At 66.5% G+C, this 18,229-nt stretch carries 16 protein-coding genes; 1 reads left to right on the top strand and 15 read right to left on the bottom strand.

Annotation, left to right across the window (positions count from 1 at the left end):
- The first annotated feature begins 110 nt into the window (after positions 1–110).
- A complete protein-coding gene (locus ACFTR6_RS03560; RefSeq protein ID WP_076802913.1) occupies positions 111–458 on the top strand; it encodes an RNA polymerase-binding protein RbpA in 348 nt (115 codons plus the stop codon).
- Positions 459–580: 122 nt separating this feature from the next.
- Here ACFTR6_RS03560 and ACFTR6_RS03555 read toward each other — a convergent pair whose 3' ends face one another.
- From ACFTR6_RS03555 to arc, 15 genes are all read right to left on the bottom strand, one after another.
- Complete coding sequence (locus ACFTR6_RS03555) at positions 581–1,318, bottom strand: polyprenol monophosphomannose synthase (protein WP_087874586.1); 738 nt, start codon at positions 1,316–1,318, stop codon at positions 581–583.
- Between the two features lie 381 nt (positions 1,319–1,699).
- Positions 1,700–3,376 (bottom strand): amidohydrolase, encoded by a 1,677-nt coding sequence (locus ACFTR6_RS03550; RefSeq protein WP_377956903.1) that lies wholly within the window; start codon positions 3,374–3,376, stop codon positions 1,700–1,702.
- Between the two features lie 67 nt (positions 3,377–3,443).
- Positions 3,444–6,338: a DEAD/DEAH box helicase gene (locus ACFTR6_RS03545; RefSeq protein WP_377956902.1), complete on the bottom strand. Its 2,895-nt coding sequence runs from the start codon at positions 6,336–6,338 to the stop codon at positions 3,444–3,446.
- A gap of 23 nt (positions 6,339–6,361) precedes the next feature.
- A complete protein-coding gene (gene tatC / locus ACFTR6_RS03540; protein WP_172411865.1) occupies positions 6,362–7,156 on the bottom strand; it encodes a twin-arginine translocase subunit TatC in 795 nt (264 codons plus the stop codon).
- A gap of 48 nt (positions 7,157–7,204) precedes the next feature.
- The gene (gene tatA / locus ACFTR6_RS03535) at positions 7,205–7,474 is read right to left on the bottom strand and encodes a Sec-independent protein translocase subunit TatA (protein WP_076802921.1); all 270 of its coding nucleotides are present in this window, start codon (positions 7,472–7,474) and stop codon (positions 7,205–7,207) included.
- Positions 7,475–7,509: 35 nt separating this feature from the next.
- Positions 7,510–7,878, bottom strand: coding sequence for a hypothetical protein (locus ACFTR6_RS03530; RefSeq protein WP_377956901.1), 369 nt, complete (start codon positions 7,876–7,878; stop codon positions 7,510–7,512).
- 10 nt (positions 7,879–7,888) lie between these two features.
- Complete coding sequence (locus ACFTR6_RS03525) at positions 7,889–9,880, bottom strand: helix-turn-helix transcriptional regulator (RefSeq protein ID WP_377956900.1); 1,992 nt, start codon at positions 9,878–9,880, stop codon at positions 7,889–7,891.
- A 134-nt stretch (positions 9,881–10,014) separates the two neighbouring features.
- On the bottom strand, positions 10,015–10,410 hold the full coding sequence (locus tag ACFTR6_RS03520; RefSeq protein ID WP_076802927.1) for an FKBP-type peptidyl-prolyl cis-trans isomerase: 396 nt from the start codon (positions 10,408–10,410) through the stop codon (positions 10,015–10,017).
- A gap of 50 nt (positions 10,411–10,460) precedes the next feature.
- Entirely contained in the window at positions 10,461–11,390 is a 930-nt protein-coding gene (locus tag ACFTR6_RS03515; protein WP_076802928.1) for an FKBP-type peptidyl-prolyl cis-trans isomerase, read from the bottom strand.
- Positions 11,391–11,503: 113 nt separating this feature from the next.
- Positions 11,504–12,868 (bottom strand): Pup--protein ligase, encoded by a 1,365-nt coding sequence (gene pafA / locus ACFTR6_RS03510; protein WP_076802930.1) that lies wholly within the window; start codon positions 12,866–12,868, stop codon positions 11,504–11,506.
- 1 nt (position 12,869) lies between these two features.
- Complete coding sequence (gene prcA / locus ACFTR6_RS03505; RefSeq protein WP_377956899.1) at positions 12,870–13,577, bottom strand: proteasome subunit alpha; 708 nt, start codon at positions 13,575–13,577, stop codon at positions 12,870–12,872.
- A 1-nt stretch (position 13,578) separates the two neighbouring features.
- Positions 13,579–14,400 (bottom strand): proteasome subunit beta, encoded by an 822-nt coding sequence (gene prcB, locus ACFTR6_RS03500; protein WP_076802934.1) that lies wholly within the window; start codon positions 14,398–14,400, stop codon positions 13,579–13,581.
- An 84-nt stretch (positions 14,401–14,484) separates the two neighbouring features.
- Positions 14,485–14,685: a ubiquitin-like protein Pup gene (locus ACFTR6_RS03495; protein ID WP_076802936.1), complete on the bottom strand. Its 201-nt coding sequence runs from the start codon at positions 14,683–14,685 to the stop codon at positions 14,485–14,487.
- Between the two features lie 83 nt (positions 14,686–14,768).
- Positions 14,769–16,388 (bottom strand): depupylase/deamidase Dop, encoded by a 1,620-nt coding sequence (gene dop / locus ACFTR6_RS03490; RefSeq protein WP_377957024.1) that lies wholly within the window; start codon positions 16,386–16,388, stop codon positions 14,769–14,771.
- Between the two features lie 50 nt (positions 16,389–16,438).
- Positions 16,439–18,178, bottom strand: coding sequence for a proteasome ATPase (arc, locus tag ACFTR6_RS03485; protein ID WP_377956898.1), 1,740 nt, complete (start codon positions 18,176–18,178; stop codon positions 16,439–16,441).
- Between the last annotated feature and the right edge of the window lie 51 nt (positions 18,179–18,229).

The following is an 18,229-nucleotide window of genomic DNA, read 5'->3' as shown; positions in this document are numbered from 1 at the left end:
GCGTTTCACCTAGTGATGCTACGTGAACCACACCGTAGTCCGGAGACACCTCTTTAGGGGTTTCCGACTAGCGCGGAGTCCGCTCCGCGAACCGATTAGAGGGAGAAATCATGAGCGATCGCAGCCTGCGGGGCATGCGTCTTGGCGCCCAAAGCATGGAGACCGAATCCGGCGTGGAGCCGGCTCCGCGTCAGCGGGTTGAGTACCGGTGCGAGGACGGCGAACAGGTTTTCGTAACCTTTTCCTCCGAAGCCGAAATTCCCCCTGTCTGGGTTTCCAAGACCGGCAAGGAAGCGCTGCTCGTTGATGGCGAACGCCCGGACACCAGCAGCGAGAAGGCAGTCCGCACCCACTGGGACATGCTGCTGGAGCGCCGCTCGCTTCCCGAACTGGAGCAGATCCTCGAAGACCGCCTCACCATCCTGCGCGAGCGTCGCGGCGAACGGCGTTCAGCCTGACCACCGCTGCTGACTAGCGCTTTAAGCAAAAGGCCGGATCCGTTGCACCACGTGGTTGCAACGGCTCCGGCCTTTTGCGTATCCGTCCTGTGCCGGCTGAATAGGCCGGCTTAGGGAGCCCGCTAGTCGCGGGGGCTCTTGCCGGTCAGCTTCTGCCAGCGGGCGGTCAGCCCCCACTTTGTCACGTTGACCATTGCTTCAACCACGATGTTGCCGCTCATCTTGGAAGCACCGAGCTCACGCTCCACGAAGGTGATGGGCCGCTCCACGATGTTCAGCCCCATCTTGGCAACGCGCCATGCGAGGTCCACCTGGAAGCCGTAGCCCACGGAGTCGACCTGGTCCAGGTTGAGCTTCTCCAGCGTGGTGCGGCGGAACGCCCGGTAGCCGCCGGTCACGTCCTTGATCTTGAGGCCGAGCATGATGCGGGCATAGGTGCTGCCGGTCCGGGAAATCGCCTGGCGGTACAGCGGCCAGTTCACCACGCTGCCGCCCTTGACCCAGCGGGAACCCATGGCCAGGTCTGCGCCCTGGTCCACGGCCTCCAGCAGCGAAGGCAGCTGTTCCGGCTGGTGCGACCCGTCGGCGTCCATCTCCACGAGGACGTCGTACCCGGCATCAAGTCCCCACTTGAAACCCGCAATGTAGGCGGCGCCCAGGCCTTCCTTGCCCTTGCGGTGCAGGACGTGGACCTGGCTGTCCCCGGCAGCGATGCTGTCCGCCAGCGCTCCGGTGCCGTCCGGGCTGTTGTCGTCCACGACGAGGACGTCAGAAGCCGGCACCGCGGCGCGCAGGCGTCCCAGGGTCTTCGGGAGCGACTCCAGCTCGTTGTAGGTGGGGATGATGGTGAGGACACGCACAGGGAGGCCTTTCCTGGATGGGAGCGGTCAGCACGCGCGGAGCCCGGCGGGAACGCCGACTCGCAAAGCGCAACTCTCCATTATACGGGGCCCGGGGAGCGCTTCTGTCCGCGCATGGAATCTGCTCCGCCACGGGCGGGTCCATGCGCCACGGGCCAGTTCCTGATGCCGCGCTGCGCGGATGGTGGAACTGTTTTCTGCTGCGCTGTGGACCCGCCCCCGGAAGCTCAATGCTACGGACTGGCCCGGGTGTGTCAACAGCACTCTGACCTGCCGGTTCATGCATTACCGCAGGTCAGAGGCGTGTTGTCCGCAGTTGGCGGAGTGTCATTGTGGCGGGTCCGCGGCTCCATGTGTCGCCGGATTAAGCACGCCTGCAAGTTACCCGCGGAGCGCTTCGGCAGCGAACAGCTCCAGCCCATTCCGTACCGTCTGCAGGCACCGTGGATCCCGGCCTGTGTCCAGTGCAGGCAGCAGCGGCGTGCGGGCGCGCGGGTCGGTGCTCCACGACTGGACCCGGTTGTCGGCCACCTGGACCATAAGCTCATCCACTTCCCACACAGCGAAGGTTGCGGGTGCGCCGGGTACCAGCTGGCCGGCCATGGGATTCTCGTAGCGGGCCGCGCGCCAGCCGGCCCGCGTGTGCCCGAGGAATGCAGCGCGGGCGGAGATCCGCTGGCCGGCGTCGTGGTGCTCGAGGCAGGCCCGCACACTGGACCAGGGACGGAGCGGCGTCACCGGGGTGTCGCTGCCAAAGCAGATGGGGACGCCGGCCGAATGGAAGGAGGCAAACGGGTTCATGCCCCGGCTGCGGGATCCGAGGCGCTGTTCGTAGAGCCGGCCCTGGCCGCCCCAGGCGGCGTCAAAGGCGGGTTGGGCGCTGACCGTCACCGAATACTTCGCCAGCCGGGCGATAGCGTCGGCGTCGGCCATTTCGACGTGCTCGAACCGGTGGCCCGCGGCCCGGACGCGCTGCTCCCCCACCAACGCGGCTGCCTCATCGAGGGCCTGCAGCGCCGCATCGAGGCCGGCGTCGCCAATGACGTGGAATCCACCCTGGATCCCCAGTTCTGAGCATGCCGCCAGGTGCGCCGCAGCCTCAGACACGGAAAGGTACGTGGTGCCGGTCTCGCCGGGGGCGTCGGCGTAGGGTTCGCGCAGGGACGCGGTGCGGGAGCCGATCGATCCGTCGATGTTCAGATCGCCGGCAAAGCCCCGGACCCGGACTCCGAGCTCGGCCAGCAGCGCGGCGGCCTCGTCCGCCGTCGGTGTCAGCTGTCCCCAGTACGGCAGCACTTCCGGAACCGGGCCCGAGCCAGCCGCGTCGTTCCACCCGGCGGCCAGCCGCAGGTCGTCCATGCTGCTGATCTTCGGCGCACCCATTTCGGCCAGCGCCACATACCCGTTGGCTGCAGCCTCATCCAGTGCGCGCCGCTGGTACTCCTGCAGTGCACCCGCCGGGAGCCGGCGCGTGGCCTGCCGCGCGGCACTGTGCGCCTGGCGCCGGACATGGCCCGGCGCATAGCCGTCCAGGTCCGCCAGCCCGGCACTTGCCACAAGCGAAGGCGAAACGAGGGCGGAATGCACATCGACCCGGGAAAGATACACCGGACGTCCCCCGGCGGCCCGGTCCAGCTCTCCAGCGTCCGGGAGCGTGGGATCGTCCCAGCGGGACTCATCCCAGCCATGGCCAAGCACTGCGCCGTTCCCGCCCGATGCCGCGACGGCGTCCAGCAGTTCCCGTGCCGACCGCACACCGCCAAGCTGCAGCGAGTCGAGCGCAATGCCGGTTTCCGTGAGATGGACATGGGAATCGACGAATCCCGGGGCAACAAGGGCGCCGCGCAAGTCGATGATGTCCATGGAGCTGTCGGCGATCGAGGTGGCCGCCTGCTCGGAGCCGACCCACGCGATGGTGTCGCCGTCCACGAGCATGGCCGAGGCGAAGGGATCGGCCGCTGTATAAACGGAACCGTTGCGGTACAGCGTGACCTTTGATGGTCCGTTTTTTGCCTGCGGACCGGTCCCTTTCTTCGGGCTGGCGGGGGCATCGGCCATGAAGGGGCTCCTTGCAGTGTTCATCGGAAAGTGAATAAGGCGGTTCAACAGTTGCGGGTGCGGGGTTTCAGCCCACGGTGGAGTAGGCGACGACGCCCCGCCTGATCAGCCTGATGGCCTCGGCGCAGAGCCGTGCCAGCCGGGGGTCCAGGCCGGGAATTTTGGCCAGCTGGTCGAGGAGGTCGATAACCTGCTTTGTCCAGCGCACGAAGTCACCGGCGGCCAGGTCCGTGCCGTTGAGGACCTCCTGGAGGTGACGGCCGCGCGCCCACTTGTACATGGGCCAGATCAGCCCCAGCTCTGGTTCTCCGGTGAGCGGGAGCTTGTTCTGCTCCTCCACGTCCTCCAGCGCAGACCACTCGCGCACCACGATGTCCACCGCCGTCTCAAGCGAGACGCTGGGCATGCGGGGCCGCAGACCGCGGTCCTCGCGTTTTGCCTGGTACACCAGCACGCTGGCGAACGCAGCCACCTCCACGGCGTCGAGGTCGTCGAAGGCGCCCTGCCGCAGGGCCTGTGAAATCAGCAGGTCCTTTTCGCCGTAGATCCGGCGCAGCCGCTGGCCGTGGGTGCTGATCCGGTGCTGGCCTTCCTCGGCGGCTTCGAGGTAACCGTAGGCGGAGAGGACATCGCAGACCCGGTCGAATGTTTTGGCGATGGTGTTGGTGCGGCCTTGGATCTGGCGGACCAGACCGTCGGTTTCCTTGCGCAGCTTCCACCAGCGTTCGGACCACCGGGCGTGGTCTTCGCGTTCGCTGCAGCCGTGGCACGGGTGGGCGCGCAGGGCGCGGCGCAGATCGGCGATCTTCTTTTCCTGGTTTTGGAGGGCAGAGCCCAGCCCGAAGTCGGTGTTGCGGCTGTTTCCCCTCGCCGGCGGCCGGTTCTCCCGCAGTGCATTCCGGACGGACGAGGCCAGGTCACGCCGCGACTTGGGAACCTTGGCGTTGAAGGATTTGGGGATCCTGATCCGGGTCAGTGGCGTGATGGGCCCCTCAAGGTCGTCGACGCCGATCCGGCGCAGCTGGCTTTCCAGCGTCAGCACCGCGGGCCGTGGCTCGCGGGAGCTGTGGTCCGAACTGAGGACCACGGCGAATCCGGGGGCCCTGCCTGCCGGGACATCAACAACATCGCCCGGCAGGAGCCGGCTCAGGGAGTCCTCGTTGAGTGATTTGCGAGCACGGGACTTGCTGCGCGAACTGAAATTCTCGGCGTCGGACAGTTCACGCCGCAGCCGCGCGTATTCGGTGAAGTCACCGAGATGGCAGGTCATGGACTTGGCGTAGCCGGCCAGGGATTCCTCGCGGCTGCGGACCTGGCGGGCCAGCCCCACCACGGAGCGGTCAGCCTGGAACTGGGCGAAGGAGGACTCCAGGATTTCCCTGGCCCGCGGCCGGCCGAACTGGGCGAGCAGGTTGATGCTCATGTTGTACGTGGGCTGGAAGCTGGAATTGAGCGGATACGTCCGGCGGGAGGCAAGGCCGGCCACCGCCGCCGGATCCGTGCCCGGCTGCCACAGGACCACGGCATGGCCTTCGACGTCGATGCCGCGCCGGCCCGCCCTGCCGGTGAGCTGAGTGTACTCCCCCGCCGTGATGTCCACGTGGGATTCGCCGTTGAACTTGTCCAGCTTCTCCAGCACCACGGAACGGGCCGGCATGTTGACCCCCAGGGCCAGCGTCTCGGTGGCGAAGACCGCCTTCACCAGGCCATCGGCAAAAAGCTTCTCGACCACTTCCTTAAACGTTGGAAGCATCCCGGCGTGGTGGGCCGCGAAGCCGCGCAGGAGTCCCTCGCGCCAGTTCCAGAAGCCGAGCACCTCAAGGTCGTCGGTCGGGATGTCCTGCCCGGCTTCGTCCACGCGCTGGGCTATGATGCGCTGCTCGCGCTCCGTGGTGAGCCACAGCCCGGAGGCCACACACTGGCCAACGGCGGCGTCACAGCCGGCCCGGGAAAAGATGAAGGTGATCGCGGGCAGCAGGTCCTGCCGGTCCAGGCTGGCAATGACCTGCGGCCGGGTGGCCCGCCGCACCGCGGTCCGGGTCTCCTGCTGGGGCCGGTCGCCATAGCGCTGGCGCTGCTGCCGCCGCTGGCTGCGGCCGCCGTGGCCGAAGCGGCCCTGGAAGTTGAGCTGGCTTTCGGCCCTGGAGAGGCTCAGCAGTTCCGGGTTGACCTCGAAACCCCTCTTGTCCGCCTCATCGGCAGACGGTGCCGAAGGCAGGGATGCGGCGGAGTCGGGGCTGCCCGCAGGGGCGATTTCGTCGAAGGTGGTCTCGCCCGCGAACAGATCCACGATCTCGCGGCCCACCATGACGTGCTGCCAGAGGGGAACAGGCCGGTGTTCGGAGACGATGACGTCGGTGTCTCCGCGCACGGTGTCCAGCCAGGCGCCGAACTCCTCGGCGTTGGAGACTGTGGCGCTCAGGGATGCGACCTGCACCTCGCTGGGCAGGTGGATGATGACTTCCTCCCAGACTGCGCCGCGGAAGCGGTCGGCCAGGTAGTGCACCTCATCCATGACCACAAAGCCCAGATCGAACAGGGTGTCGGAGTCGGCGTACAGCATGTTGCGCAGGACCTCGGTGGTCATCACCACCACGGGCGCGTCGCCATTGATGCTGGTGTCGCCGGTCAGCAGCCCGACGTTCGCCTCACCGTATTTCTCCGTCAGCTCGGTGAATTTCTGGTTGCTGAGCGCCTTGATGGGCGTGGTGTAGAAGGCTTTCAGTCCGCGCTGGAGCGCCAGGTAAACGGCGAACTCACCCACGATGGTCTTGCCGGCGCCGGTGGGCGCGGCGACCAGTACGCCGCGGCCCTCCTGGAGCGACTTGCACGCCTGCCGCTGGAAGTCATCGAGTTCAAAGCTGAACGTGCGGGCAAACGCACCCAGGTGGGTCTTGGCTTCCGCGGCCCGTTCGGCGCTGGCACGGTACCGTTCGGAGGGCGACGGAGTGGTGGTGGACATTCTCCAAGCCTAGCGGTGGGCGACTAGAGATTCTTCAGCTCACTGCTCGGGGTTGCGATATCTGCTGTGGCCTCGGTCTCAGCGGCCCGCTTCACCGCCCGGCGCTCGCGCCGCCGGTCGTTCAGGACGCACAGGCCGATGGCCGCGAAGAAGAGCAGAAGCATGGGGCCGGCGAGGTAGAACATGCTCATCGCGTCGCCGCCGGGAGCGGCCATGGCCGCGAACAGGCAGACGAGGAACACGGTGATGCGCCAGCTCCTGATGAGCTGTTCCCCGCGGAGCAGACCGGCGAGGTTCAGCCCGACCAGGACAACCGGGAGAAGGAAGGCGATGCCGAAGGCCAGCAGCAGCCGCAGCACGAAGGACAGGTAAACCTGCGCGCTGATGAAGTTGGACCCGCCGGAGGGGGTGAAGTCGGTGAGGACCCGGACAGCATTGGGCAGGACCAGCCACGCCAGCGTGACGCCGCCGACAAAGAGCGGCACGGCGGCCGCGACAAAGGACAGCGCCAGCCGGCGCTCTTTCTTGTGCAGGCCGGGGACGATGAACGCCCACAGCTGGTACAGCCAGACCGGGCTGGCCAGGATGACGCCGAGGAACACGGACACCTGGATCATGAGGTCGAAGGAGCTCGCCACGCCGTCGAAGTTGAGGGACGCCTGACGCCCTTGGCTTTCGTTGAGGTCCCGGATCGGTTTGATCAGGGCCGCGAGCATGGGCTGGTAGACCATGAAACCCGCAACGGTGGCGAGCACTACGGCAATGGCGGACTTGAACAGCCTGTTCCTGAGTTCGCGCAGATGGTCAAGCAGAGCCATCCGTCCCTCAGGATTGGAGCGACGACTCATGGTTAGTGCCACGTACTCTTAGGCGCGGTTGGGGGGCGGAACGTCGTTTCCGTCGGCAGGACGGTTATCCGTAGCGGAGGAACGCGGGTGGTTGACGACGGTGCCCTCAACGGGATCCGAGCTGTCCTTGGCTTCCGGGGTGCCGTCCTTCTTCATTTCGCGGACTTCCGACTTGAAAATACGCATCGACTGGCCGAGGCTCCGGGCCATGCCGGGAAGCTTCGGTGCAGCGAAGAGCACCAAAGCCAGGACGATGATGATGATGAGATGCCAGCCTTCAAGCCTCATGGTGGGTGTTCCTTTCGTTTAGATACATCCTACGTTTATCTGAATTCGATGTCGCGCAGCGACTGGGGCTGGCCCCGTTCGGCCTTCCGGCGGACCCGGCGCTGGCGGCGGGCTTCCCTGCGGGCCTCTTTGGATGCGTGGTAATCATGGCGCACCTGCTGCGGCGAGGCGAAAGCAGCCAGACCCGGCGCAAGCCACGCGGTGTCCGGATCAGGAGCCGGATCGGTCGTGCCTCCGGGCACCGCTGCGGGAACCGGAAGACGGGTCAGCTTGTCCCCCGCTTCACCGAGCTCCTTGACCGTCGCCATGAACTGCCGGAACAGGCGTATCCCCATGAGGACGAAGAACAGCAGCGACAGCGACACAAGTGCCACCCAAATTAGGATCCAAGACCACCAAGGCATGCTGAGTAGTCTAGCTGGCGTAAATGGCCAGGGCCGCGTCAATCCAGTCCCGGGAGGCCCGCGCGAGTTCCCCGGGTTCCAGGATCCGTGCCGTTCCGCCGTGCTGGGCCACGAACATGGGCAGCCAGGAGGTGTTGCCGAACCGGATCTCGGCCACCAGGCCGCCGTCCGGAAGCGGCGCTGTCCGCTCGGCATAGTAGTCGTCCGCGAGCCCGGTGGCGCGGGCGGTGAGCTGGACGGTGACCAGGGTGTCGTCGTCGTTGGGGGTGAACAGCTTTGCCGGGAACCCGCCGTCGGGCTTTATCCCGGACGAGACGGACTTCCCGTTCGGGGCGAGATTCTCGATCCGGTCCAGCCGGAAATTCCGCAGCCCGGCCGCCGAGTGGCAGTAGGCCTCGAAGTACCAGGTGTTGTCCAGGGAATAGAGCCGGAGCGGATCCACGTCCCGCTCCGACAGGGTGTCTTTCTGCGCGGAAAGGTAAACGAGGTGCAGCTGCGAGCCTGACTCGATCGCGTCCCTGATGACCTCCAGGTTGGCTGAGTTGCCGGGCCCCACCTCCGGCCCGGACAGGGCAGCGGCGCGGAGCCCCTCCTCCCCTGCGGCCGCCATCAGCTTGAGGGTCACCGATTCAAGGGCACTTCCCTCGGCCAGTTCCGGCAGGCCGTTCAGGGTCTCCAGGCCCGTGAGCAGCGCGCAGGCCTCGTCCACCGTGAAGCGGACGGGCCGGTTCAGCTCCATGGACTGGCTGATGAAAACGTGGCCTTCCTCCCACTGGATGTCCAGCAGCTCGTCCGGGTATCCCTGCGGCAGGCCGGAACAGATCAGGATCAGCAGGTCGCCCTCCAGTTCCTGGCGGGTCACCCCGAACCGTTCGGCGACCTCCTCGATGGGCAGCCCCTGGTTGCGGACCAGGAACGGGACCAGCTGCAGCATCCGCTTGAGCTGGTCCTCCGAGGTGCGCTTGCGGGTCCGCTTCCCGGCCCCGGCATGGGCGAAGGAGTACTGCGGCGCCGGCGCGGCAAGGAAGGCGGCGGCATTCTCCAGACGGCGCTGCACCGCAGCTGACAGCTCCGCGGGGGCCACAACCTTCACGCTAGGGCCGTAGGAGGCCAGTTCCTCCCCGAGCACCTCAGCGTCACGGTAGGGAACCGTCAGCCGGTCCCAGCCGGCGTCGGACTCCCTGTCCGTGTTCCCGGACGGAGAGCCAGCGGCGGCACGCTTGCGCAGCCCCAGCAGCTTGCCGCGCCGGACGTCAACCTCGGCAGTGCTGAGCGGAAGCTCCGGAAGGCTGTTCAGTTCCGCACGGACGTTGAAGCCGGCGGGCGGCGTGAAGGTCTCCCGGTCAAGAATCGTTACCGCTGACGTGAAGCGGGACAACCGGAAAAAGCGCTTGGCGCCGCGGCCCCGGTCAAAGCCCACGAGGTACCACTGTCCGAAGCGGCTGCCCAGGCCCCAGGGTTCAACGATGCGTTCCTCTTCCTTGCCCGTGCTGCCGGCGAGGTAGAGGAACCGGACGGCGTGCTGGGCGTGCATGGCGGCCACGAGGTCCTCGAACGCCTGGCCGGCGGGCTTGATGCGGGGCTGCACGCCAGCCGGAAGTTCGACGTCGGCCAGGCCGCCTGCCGCCTGCAGCTTGCGGAGCGCGTTGCTCGCCGCTGTTCCCAGTGCCGCCTGTTCCCAGAGCTGGGAGGCCAGCAACAGGACCGTCCATTCGTCCGGGGTGAGTTCCACATCCGGAAGGCGGTTGGACTCCTTGCCGATCCGGTACCGGGTGGTGCCGGGATCGTCTGAACTCCAGCCCAGGTCGGTAACGGTCTCGACGTCGAAGCCGAAGTCGCGGAGATCGTTCTTGTCGCGTTCAAACATGCGGCCAAAGGCGGCATCGCTGGCCGCGCCACCGGCGTAGATCTTCTCCCGCAGCTCGCTGCGCCGCAGCCCGTACCGCGAGTTGAGCAGGGCGATCAGGAGGTTCAGCAGGCGTTCAGTACGTTGCGCGGACACTCTCGTTACGTTACTAAAACCGTTCCGGCAAAAACGCGAAAGCGCGGCAACAATCCGGAAAATCCTTCCGATTGTTACCGCGCTTGCGCTATACGGCGGTTGGGAGCCGGCGGGTGAGCCCGCGACCGTGGAGGTTAGCGGACGGCCACCAGGTCCACGACGAAGATCAGTGCCTCGTTCGGGCCGATGGCTCCGCCGGCACCGCGTGAGCCGTAGGCCAGCTCCGAGGGAATCTCAAGGCGGCGGCGTCCGCCGACCTTCATGCCGAGCAGGCCCTGGTCCCAGCCCTGGATGACCTGGCCGACGCCGACGCGGAAGTCCAGCGGAGCGCCGCGGCCCCAGGACGCGTCGAACTCTTCGCCCGTGGACCAGGCCACGCCGACGTAGTGCGTGGAGACGGTGTCGCCGGCCTTGGCCTCCGGTCCGTCGCCCTCAATGAGGTCGGTGATGACGAGTTCCGTGGGCACCGGGCCCTCGGGGAACTCGATTTCCGGCTTTTCACGGTCGAGCTTGCGCTGTCCGAATGACATGGTTGCTCCTTCTGTTTGGGCTGCTTGTACGGACTTGGGTCTATGCTTGCTTACTTAACACCAAGGATGTCGACGACGAAGACGAGGTCGCCCTTGGCGTCACCCTGGCCGGCGTCGCCGTAGGCGAGGTCCTTGGGGATGACCAGCAGGACTCGGGAGCCGACGGTCTTGCCGGCCAGGCCCTGGGTCCAGCCCTTGATGACCTGGTTCAGGCCGAACGACGTCGGCTCGCCGCGGTCAAAGCTCGAGTCGAATTTCTTGCCGCTGGCCAGGGCCACGCCGACGTAGTTCACGGTCAGGGTGTCAGTTGCTTTGACGACGGCGCCCTTGCCCTTGATCAGGTCCTGGGCGATGAGCTTCTTCGGGGCGGCAACGCCCTTGACGGAGATTTCGGGCTTGCCATCCTTCTCGGTCACGGTCGGCAGGCCGGCGGGCGGAGTAACCGCATCGCCTTCCGGCTTCTCCAGGACCTTCGGTGCGTCCTTGGCCGAGATTACCTTGATGATCAGGAGCTGGGTCGGCTGCGCAGCCTGCCCTTCCGCCGCTGCCTTGCCCGGGATGGCGAGGGCGAGCTGGGAGCCCACCTTGGCGCCAACGAACGCGTTGTAGACGATGGCGCTGCCGGTCTTGAGTTCCTCGTTCAGTTCAATGGGCTCGGGGTCGCGGGGGAAGCTGTCGTCCAGGGTGGAGCCGTCCTTGGCGTTGAGGGCAAGGACGGAGATTTCAGCCACCTGGTTGGCCTTCACGCGGTCCCCGCTGCCTTCGGTGACAACCTTGACGGTGGCCTCGCTGACCTCGAGCGGCTTGGTGAATTCCACGCCCGGGGCTTTCTTGTCCCCTTTGTCCGTCAGCTTGAGCGAGTCGAACTTGGAGGTCTCGCCCGCGGACTGGCTGGTCGGCTCCGGGGCTGCGGGCTCCTGGCCACCGCAGGCGGTCAGCAGAAGCAGCGCGGGAAGAAGGATTGCTAGTAGTCGGCGCACGTAAAAACTTTCGTCGGGGCAAGATGGATGCCCTGCCTGTGGGGGTGCTGCAGGCGGCAGGGCAGTCAGGGCCGCAGAACGGCCTCTTCCAGAGTAACGCGGAAAGCTGGGTATCAGCCCATAGAGTCCAGAAGGGCATCAACCCGCTCGTCCACGTTGCGGAACGGATCCTTGCACAGGATGGTCTGGTGCGCGCGGTCGTTGAGCTTCAGATGGACCCAGTCCACGGTGTAGTCCCGGCCCAGTTCCTGTGCCTTGCGGACAAAGTCGCCGCGCAGCTTGGCCCGCGTGGTCTGCGGCGGGGCGTCCACGGCGTCCTTGATGGCCGTCTCCTCGGTCACCCGGCGGACGGCGCCGCGGGACTGGAGCAGGTAGTACAGGCCGCGCGCCCGCGAGATGTCGTGGTACGTGAGGTCCAGCTGCGCGATCCGCGGTGCGTCCAGCCCCAGCCCATGGCGCCTGCGGTAGCTGTCCATCAGCTTTTTCTTGATCGCCCAGTCGATTTCGGTGTCGATGGTGCTGGAGTCGCCGCTTTCGATGGCGCGCAGCGTCCGCCCCCAGAGGTCCAGGATCAGCGGGACGTGCTGGTTGTGGGCGCCGTTTTCCTCGACGAATGCGGTGACCTTGCTCAGGTACTCCTGCTGGATCTCCAGAGCGGTGAGCTGGCGGCCGTTCGCGAGCCGGACGAGGGCGCGGCCGCTCAGGTCGTGGGAAATTTCCCGGATGCTGCGGATGGGGTTTTCCATCCGCATGTCCCGCATGATCACCCCGGCTTCGATCATCCTCAGAATGAGGTCCACGGTGCCTACCTTGAGTAGCGCGGTGGTCTCTGACATGTTTGAGTCCCCGACGATCACGTGCAGGCGGCGGTAGAACTCGGCGTCGGCATGCGGCTCGTCACGGGTGTTGATGATCGGCCGGGAACGGGTGGTGGCCGAGGACACGCCCTCCCAGATGTGGTCGGCGCGCTGCGAGAATGCGTACGTGGCCCCGTGCGGTGTCTTCAGGATCTTGCCCGCACCGGCGATGAGCTGCCGGGTGACGAGGAACGGGATCAGGATTTCGGCCAGCCGGGTGAACTCTCCGCGGCGCGGAATGAGGTAGTTCTCGTGGCTGCCGTACGAGTTGCCGGCGGAGTCGGTGTTGTTCTTGAACAGGTAGACGGTTCCGTTGAAGCCCTCGGCCGCGAGCCTGGACTGGGCCTCATCCACGAGGTCGTCCAGGATGAGCTCCCCCGCCCGGTCGTGCGCGATCAGCTGGGCGAGGTCGTCGCATTCGGCGGTGGCGTACTCCGGGTGCGAGCCCACGTCGAGGTACAGGCGGGATCCGTTGGTGAGGAACACGTTGGAGGACCGGCCCCAGCTGACCACCTTGCGGAACAGGTAGCGGGCCACCTCCTCCGGTGCGAGGGGCCGGGAGTCCGGGCTCGAATAGGAAATCCCGAACTCGGTTTCAATGCCGAAGATCCTCTTGTCCATGTCAGCTCTCCTCAGCCAGCAGTTCCACAACGTCCTGGTTGGACAACCTGCGGAAAGCCCTCCGCGTCCCCCTGTTGCTTTCCGAACTGCGGTCCAGCAGCGCCACTTCCAAGGCCCTGGCCGGAGGATCCGGCGACTCGTTGTCCGTCGCCAGGCCCCGGACAGCGAGCCGGATCGCCGCCGCGAACGAGAGGTCGCGCTGCCAGCCGTTCTCGATCGTCCCGGACACTTTGTCCGCCTGCCCGCCCATCACAATGAAATTGTGCTCGTCCGCGATCGAGCCGTCGAAGGTGAGGCGGTACAGGTGGTCGAGGTCCTGGGTGGCACCCACCTCCGCCACGACGAGCTCCACCTCAAACGGTTTCTGCTCGGCGGTGAAGACGGCACCGAGGCTCTGCGCGTAGACGCTGGCCAGGCCCCGGGCCGTGACGTCCTCGCGGTCGTAGGAATAGCCGCGGACGTCGGCGTAGCGAACCCCGGCCTGGCGGAGGCTCTCAAACTCGTTGTACTTCCCGACGGCGGCGAAGGCGATCTTGTCGTAGATTTCGCCGATCTTGTGCAGCGAGGGTGAGGGGTTCTCGGCGACCAGCGCAATCCCGTCCTCGCAGCTGATCACGATCACGGAGCGTCCGCGTGCGATGCCTTTCCGTGCGAAATCCGCACGGTCCTTCATTAGCTGTTCGGGGGAGACGTAAAACTGCTGAGTCATATCAGGCCTCCCGCCGGGCGGCAGCCCTGGACTCGATGATGTTTCCGGCGGTGGCGGCGAGTTCGCGCTCGGAGACCCGTCGGGCCCCGGCCCGGTTTACGGTGTACACCACTGGCCATAGTTGCCGCACGGGGTCGGGTCCGCCGGTGGCGGAGTCGTCGTCGGCTGCGTCGTAAAGCGACTCCACGGCTACGGTGATCGCGTCGTCCTCGGGCAGGTTGGGCCGCCAAAGCTTCTTCAGCGCGCCGCGGGCGAACATCGATCCGGAGCCCACGGCGTGGTGTTCCTGTTCCTCGTAGCGGCCACCGGTCACATCGTAGGAGAAGAGGCGCCCTACCCCGGCCGCAGTGTCAAAGCCGGCGAACAGCGGGACGACGGCGAGGCCCTGCAGCGCCATGGGCAGGTTGCCGCGGATCATCGCTCCCAGCCGGTTCGCCTTGCCCTCCAGGCTCAGGGATGTTCCCTCGATCTTTTCGTAGTGCTCCAGTTCCACCTGGAACAGGCGCGTCAGGTCGATCGCGATGCCCGCCGTGCCGGCGATGCCGACTACAGAGTGCTGGTCCGCGGGAAAAACTTTTTCGATATGCCGGCTGGCGATGATGTTGCCCATGGTGGCCCGGCGGTCGCCCGCCATGACGATGCCGCCGGCGTAGGTCATGGCAACGATGGTGGTGGCGTGGGGCACGGCAGGCGGCTGGCCGGTGGCCGTGCCCGTAGCGAGTGGTGCGTATTGGGGAAGCAGGTCCGGACGGTCGCGTTGGAGATGTTCAGTGAACGACGATGTCGCGTGGGCGGCTACCTTGTTGGCTGTTGTCTCCTGCACTGGTGCACTCCTTCAACGTGATGATTCGGCGGCTGTCCGGTACCTCTGGATCCCGTGCCCGGTGCGGGTGGTGTCCCTGCCGGTCTACTGGCCGCCCTTTTGCACGAATGCCCGGACGAATTCCTCCGCGTTGGACTCCAGGACGCCGTCGATCTCGTCGAGGAGGTCGTCAACACCCTGGGTGGACGCGGACGCCTGTCCTTCCGCGGGCGCCGGCGGTACGGGGACCTCTTCCTCGACCTCGGTGTCGCGTGGCTGCGGCTGCTGCTGCTCCTGGCCTGCCATGTCCTTCTCCTTCTTCCAGTCCCCGTTCCGAAGGGACATCCTGTATGCCCATATTGCCACGCAAAAGGGCTTTGCGGTGTGCTTTATGCCGGTGGCGGAGCGGGCGCCGATCCGAGGAGTTCCGCAAGGAACGGACCTGCCTCGCGGTGCCTGGCAAACAGCCCTCCGGTGAGCGCCTGGGTGCCGCGCAGCGGCTCCCGGGTGGGAACGCGCTGCAGCCGTCCGTAGCCGGGCACATCGAAAATCACCGAGTCCCAGCTGGCACCCACCACGTCCTTGCTGAAGCTGCTGACGCAGCGTCCCCGGAAGTAGGCCCGGGTGTCCGACGGCGGTTCCGTTACCGCCGCGGCGATGTCGGCGTCGTCCACGATCCGCTGCATCCGGTTCCGGGAGAGCAGACGGTAGTAGAGGCCCTTTTCGGGCCGGACGTCGGCCCACTGCAGATCCACCAGGCCCAGCCGGGCGTCATCCCACTGGAGTCCGTCGCGCTGGCGGTAGCCCTCCAGGATGGACAGCTTGGCCAGCCACTCCACGGACGTTGCGGCGGCGGCCCGGTCGCTGTCGAGTTCGGTCAGGGTGGAGGCCCACCGCTCCAGCACGGCGTGCGTGTGGCCGTCGCCGTCGACCGCGTCCCCCACCCCGGTGTCCTGGGCGAGCTTGGCTGCGGCCTCGTGGTACATCCACTGCAGGTCCAGGGCCGTCACCCGGCGGCCGTCCAGGAGCCTGACCTTGGTGGTGAGCGTGGTGTCGTGGCTGATGGCCTGCAGTGCGGAAACAGGCTCGTGGACCTCGATCCGCGGCGCCAGGCCCGCCTCGATCAGGCTCAGCACCATGGCCGTGGTCCCGAATTTCAGGTAGTTGGACACCTGGCTCAGGTTGGCGTCACCGATGATGACGTGCAGCCGCCGGTACTTGTCCGCTGTTGCATGCGGCTCGTCGCGGGTGTTGATGATGGGGCGCCGGATGGTGGTTTCCAGTCCCACCTCAGCCTCGAAGAAGTCTGCCCGCTGGCTGATCTGGTAACCGGGCCGGGAACTGTCCTGCCCCAGGCCCACGCGCCCGGAACCGCAGATGATCTGCCGCGACACGAAGAACGGCGTCAGCCCGCGGACAATGTCGCCGAACGGCACGGACCGCGGCATGAGGTAGTTTTCATGCGACCCGTAGGACACTGATTTGTTGTCGGTGTTGTTCTTGTAGAGGTTGACGGCGGGCAGTTCAGTGTCGCCGGCCAGCCTGCGTACGGCGGCCAGGCCCACGAGGTCCCCGGCCGCGTCCCAGGCCACCGCCGCCGACGGGTTGGTGACCTCCGGGCTGGAGTACTCCGGGTGGGCGTGGTCCACGTAGAGCCGCGCACCGTTGCCGAGGACCATGTTCATCAGCAGCGAGCCGGATTCGTCCTCGCCGTCCAGCTCGAGCTCGTCGCGGCCGTAGGCAAGGGCCACGGCCTCGGCGTCCAGCACCGGCGGCTGGTCTGTCAGCTGGCTCGGGTGGGCCTGGCCGCGTTCCAGTGTCCAGCCGCGGGCGTCATGCAGCGGCTCCTCGTCCGTGTAGTCCCAGCGGGTTTCGGCGCCGCCGGCAGCCCGGAGCCGGGTGACCTGGGCGTAGGCCTGGACCACCCGGGCGGACATCATCGTGGCATTGGCGCCCGGGGCGGCCGGCGCGTGAATCCCGTATTCGGTTTCCGACCCCATGACCCGCATGGCGCCGCCGGCCGGCAGGCCCCCTCCCAGCGCTGATTCGGAGGCGGCCGTCACAGGTACTGGCCCGTGCTGGGCATGGTCTCGATGGATTTGCCGGGCTCCTGGCCGGCCTTGCCTTGGACGATCGTGCGGATGTACGTGATGCGCTCACCCTTCTTGCCGGAGATCCGTGCCCAGTCATCCGGGTTGGTGGTGTTGGGCATGTCCTCATGCTCGCGGAACTCATCTACGACGGCGCGCAGCAGGTGGTCGATGCGCAGGCCCTTCTGCTGTGTGGTCAGGAGGTCCTTGATGGCGTACTTCTTGGCCCGGTCCACGACGTTCTGGACAACGGCCCCGGAGTTGAAGTCCTTGAAGTACAGCATCTCGGTGTCGCCGTTGGCGTAGGTGACTTCGAGGTATTCGTTGGACTTCTCGGTGGAGTACATGGCCTCCACCGTGCGCTGGATCATGGCGTCCACCGTCTCCTGCACATCGCCGTCGTGCTCCACCAGGTCGTCCTCATGGAACGGCAGGTCCGGGGTGATGTACTTCTTGAAGATGTCCGCCGCGGCCTCGGCATCGGGACGGTGGATCTTGACCTTCACGTCCAGGCGGCCCGGGCGCAGGATGGCGGGGTCGATCATGTCCTCACGGTTGGAGGCGCCGATGACAATCACGTTGTCCAGCCGCTCCACGCCGTCGATCTCACTCAGCAGCTGGGGCACAATCGTGGTTTCGACGTCGGAGGAGATGCCCGTGCCGCGGGTGCGGAAGAGCGAATCCATCTCGTCGAAGAAGACCACTACGGGGCTGCCGTCCGAGGCCTTTTCGCGTGCCCGGGAAAAGATCAGCCGGATATGGCGTTCGGTTTCGCCGACATACTTGTCGAGGAGCTCGGGGCCCTTGATGTTGAGGAAGTAGCTCTTCAGGTCGATGTTGCCCGAGCGCTCCGCGGCGCGTGCGGCCAGGGAGTTGGCCACGGCCTTGGCGATGAGGGTCTTGCCGCAGCCCGGAGGGCCGTACAGCAGGATGCCCTTGGGGGCCTTGAGCCCGTGCTCGCGGTACAGGTCCGGATGCAGGAACGGCAGCTCGATGGCGTCCCGGATCTGTTCGATCTGCGGGCCGAGGCCGCCGATGTCCTCATACGTGATGTCCGGAACTTCCTCCAGGACGAGGTTCTCCACCTCGGACCGCGGGACCTTTTCGAGGGCATACCCGGTGCGGGAATCGATGGACAGGGCGTCGCCCACCCGGAGCTTCTCATTCAGCAGCGGCCCGGCGAGCCGGATCACGCGTTCCTCGTCGGCGCGGCCGAGCACCAGTGCGCGGTCCGGGCCGAGCAGTTCCTTGAGCGTGACGAGCTCGCCCGCGCGCTCGTAGCCGAGGCCGGCCACCACCAGGAGCGCCTCATTGAGGAGGACCTCCTGGCCGACGGCCAGCTGGTTGATGTTGACCAGGGGGCTGATGCCGACCCGCATCTTGCGCCCGGCGTTGAAGATATCCACCGATTCCTCGGTGGCCGCCTGGCCGCTGCCCGAAGGCTGCCGCCGGGGGTTCAGCTGGAGGATGGTGCCGAAGCTGTACGGCGGCTGCCCTTCCTGGTCCAGGGCGTTCTTCAGCCGGAGGATCTCGGCCTTGGCAGTTTCCAGCATCGCCACGAGCTTGGTGTTGTTCTGCGTGGCGGCTGCCAGTTGGCGGTCGATGTGCCTCAGCTTGTCCCGAAGGATATTGACCTGCCGGTCAGCGACAGACAGTTCGTTGGCGCCCGCCTGTTCAGCCGGCGTAGGTACGGAGTCATTGTTCTCCATGATGGATCAGCCCCTTCCTGCGCTTCTATTAAGACGATAGCTCCTAGTCGG

Source organism: Arthrobacter sp. NPDC057009 (assembly GCF_042673905.1).
Classification (GTDB): Bacteria; Actinomycetota; Actinomycetes; order Actinomycetales; family Micrococcaceae; genus Arthrobacter.
The sequence above is the reverse complement of the archived record's forward strand: the minus strand, read 5'-3'. Positions and strand labels throughout refer to the sequence as shown.

Excerpts from the sequence above, each read along its gene's own strand:
- ACFTR6_RS03495 (WP_076802936.1), bottom strand. The coding sequence starts at position 14,685 with ATGGCAGGCCAGGAGCAGCAGCAGCCGCAGCCACGCGACACCGAGGTC.
- prcA (WP_377956899.1), bottom strand. The coding sequence starts at position 13,577 with ATGACTCAGCAGTTTTACGTCTCCCCCGAACAGCTAATGAAGGACCGT.
- ACFTR6_RS03560 (WP_076802913.1), top strand. The coding sequence starts at position 111 with ATGAGCGATCGCAGCCTGCGGGGCATGCGTCTTGGCGCCCAAAGCATG.
- dop (WP_377957024.1), bottom strand. The coding sequence starts at position 16,388 with ATGCGGGTCATGGGGTCGGAAACCGAATACGGGATTCACGCGCCGGCC.
- ACFTR6_RS03545 (WP_377956902.1), bottom strand. The coding sequence starts at position 6,338 with ATGTCCACCACCACTCCGTCGCCCTCCGAACGGTACCGTGCCAGCGCC.
- arc (WP_377956898.1), bottom strand. The coding sequence starts at position 18,178 with ATGGAGAACAATGACTCCGTACCTACGCCGGCTGAACAGGCGGGCGCC.
- tatA (WP_076802921.1), bottom strand. The coding sequence starts at position 7,474 with ATGAGGCTTGAAGGCTGGCATCTCATCATCATCATCGTCCTGGCTTTG.
- pafA (WP_076802930.1), bottom strand. The coding sequence starts at position 12,868 with ATGGACAAGAGGATCTTCGGCATTGAAACCGAGTTCGGGATTTCCTAT.
- tatC (WP_172411865.1), bottom strand. The coding sequence starts at position 7,156 with ATGGCTCTGCTTGACCATCTGCGCGAACTCAGGAACAGGCTGTTCAAG.
- ACFTR6_RS03530 (WP_377956901.1), bottom strand. The coding sequence starts at position 7,878 with ATGCCTTGGTGGTCTTGGATCCTAATTTGGGTGGCACTTGTGTCGCTG.
- ACFTR6_RS03550 (WP_377956903.1), bottom strand. The coding sequence starts at position 3,376 with ATGGCCGATGCCCCCGCCAGCCCGAAGAAAGGGACCGGTCCGCAGGCA.
- ACFTR6_RS03520 (WP_076802927.1), bottom strand. The coding sequence starts at position 10,410 with ATGTCATTCGGACAGCGCAAGCTCGACCGTGAAAAGCCGGAAATCGAG.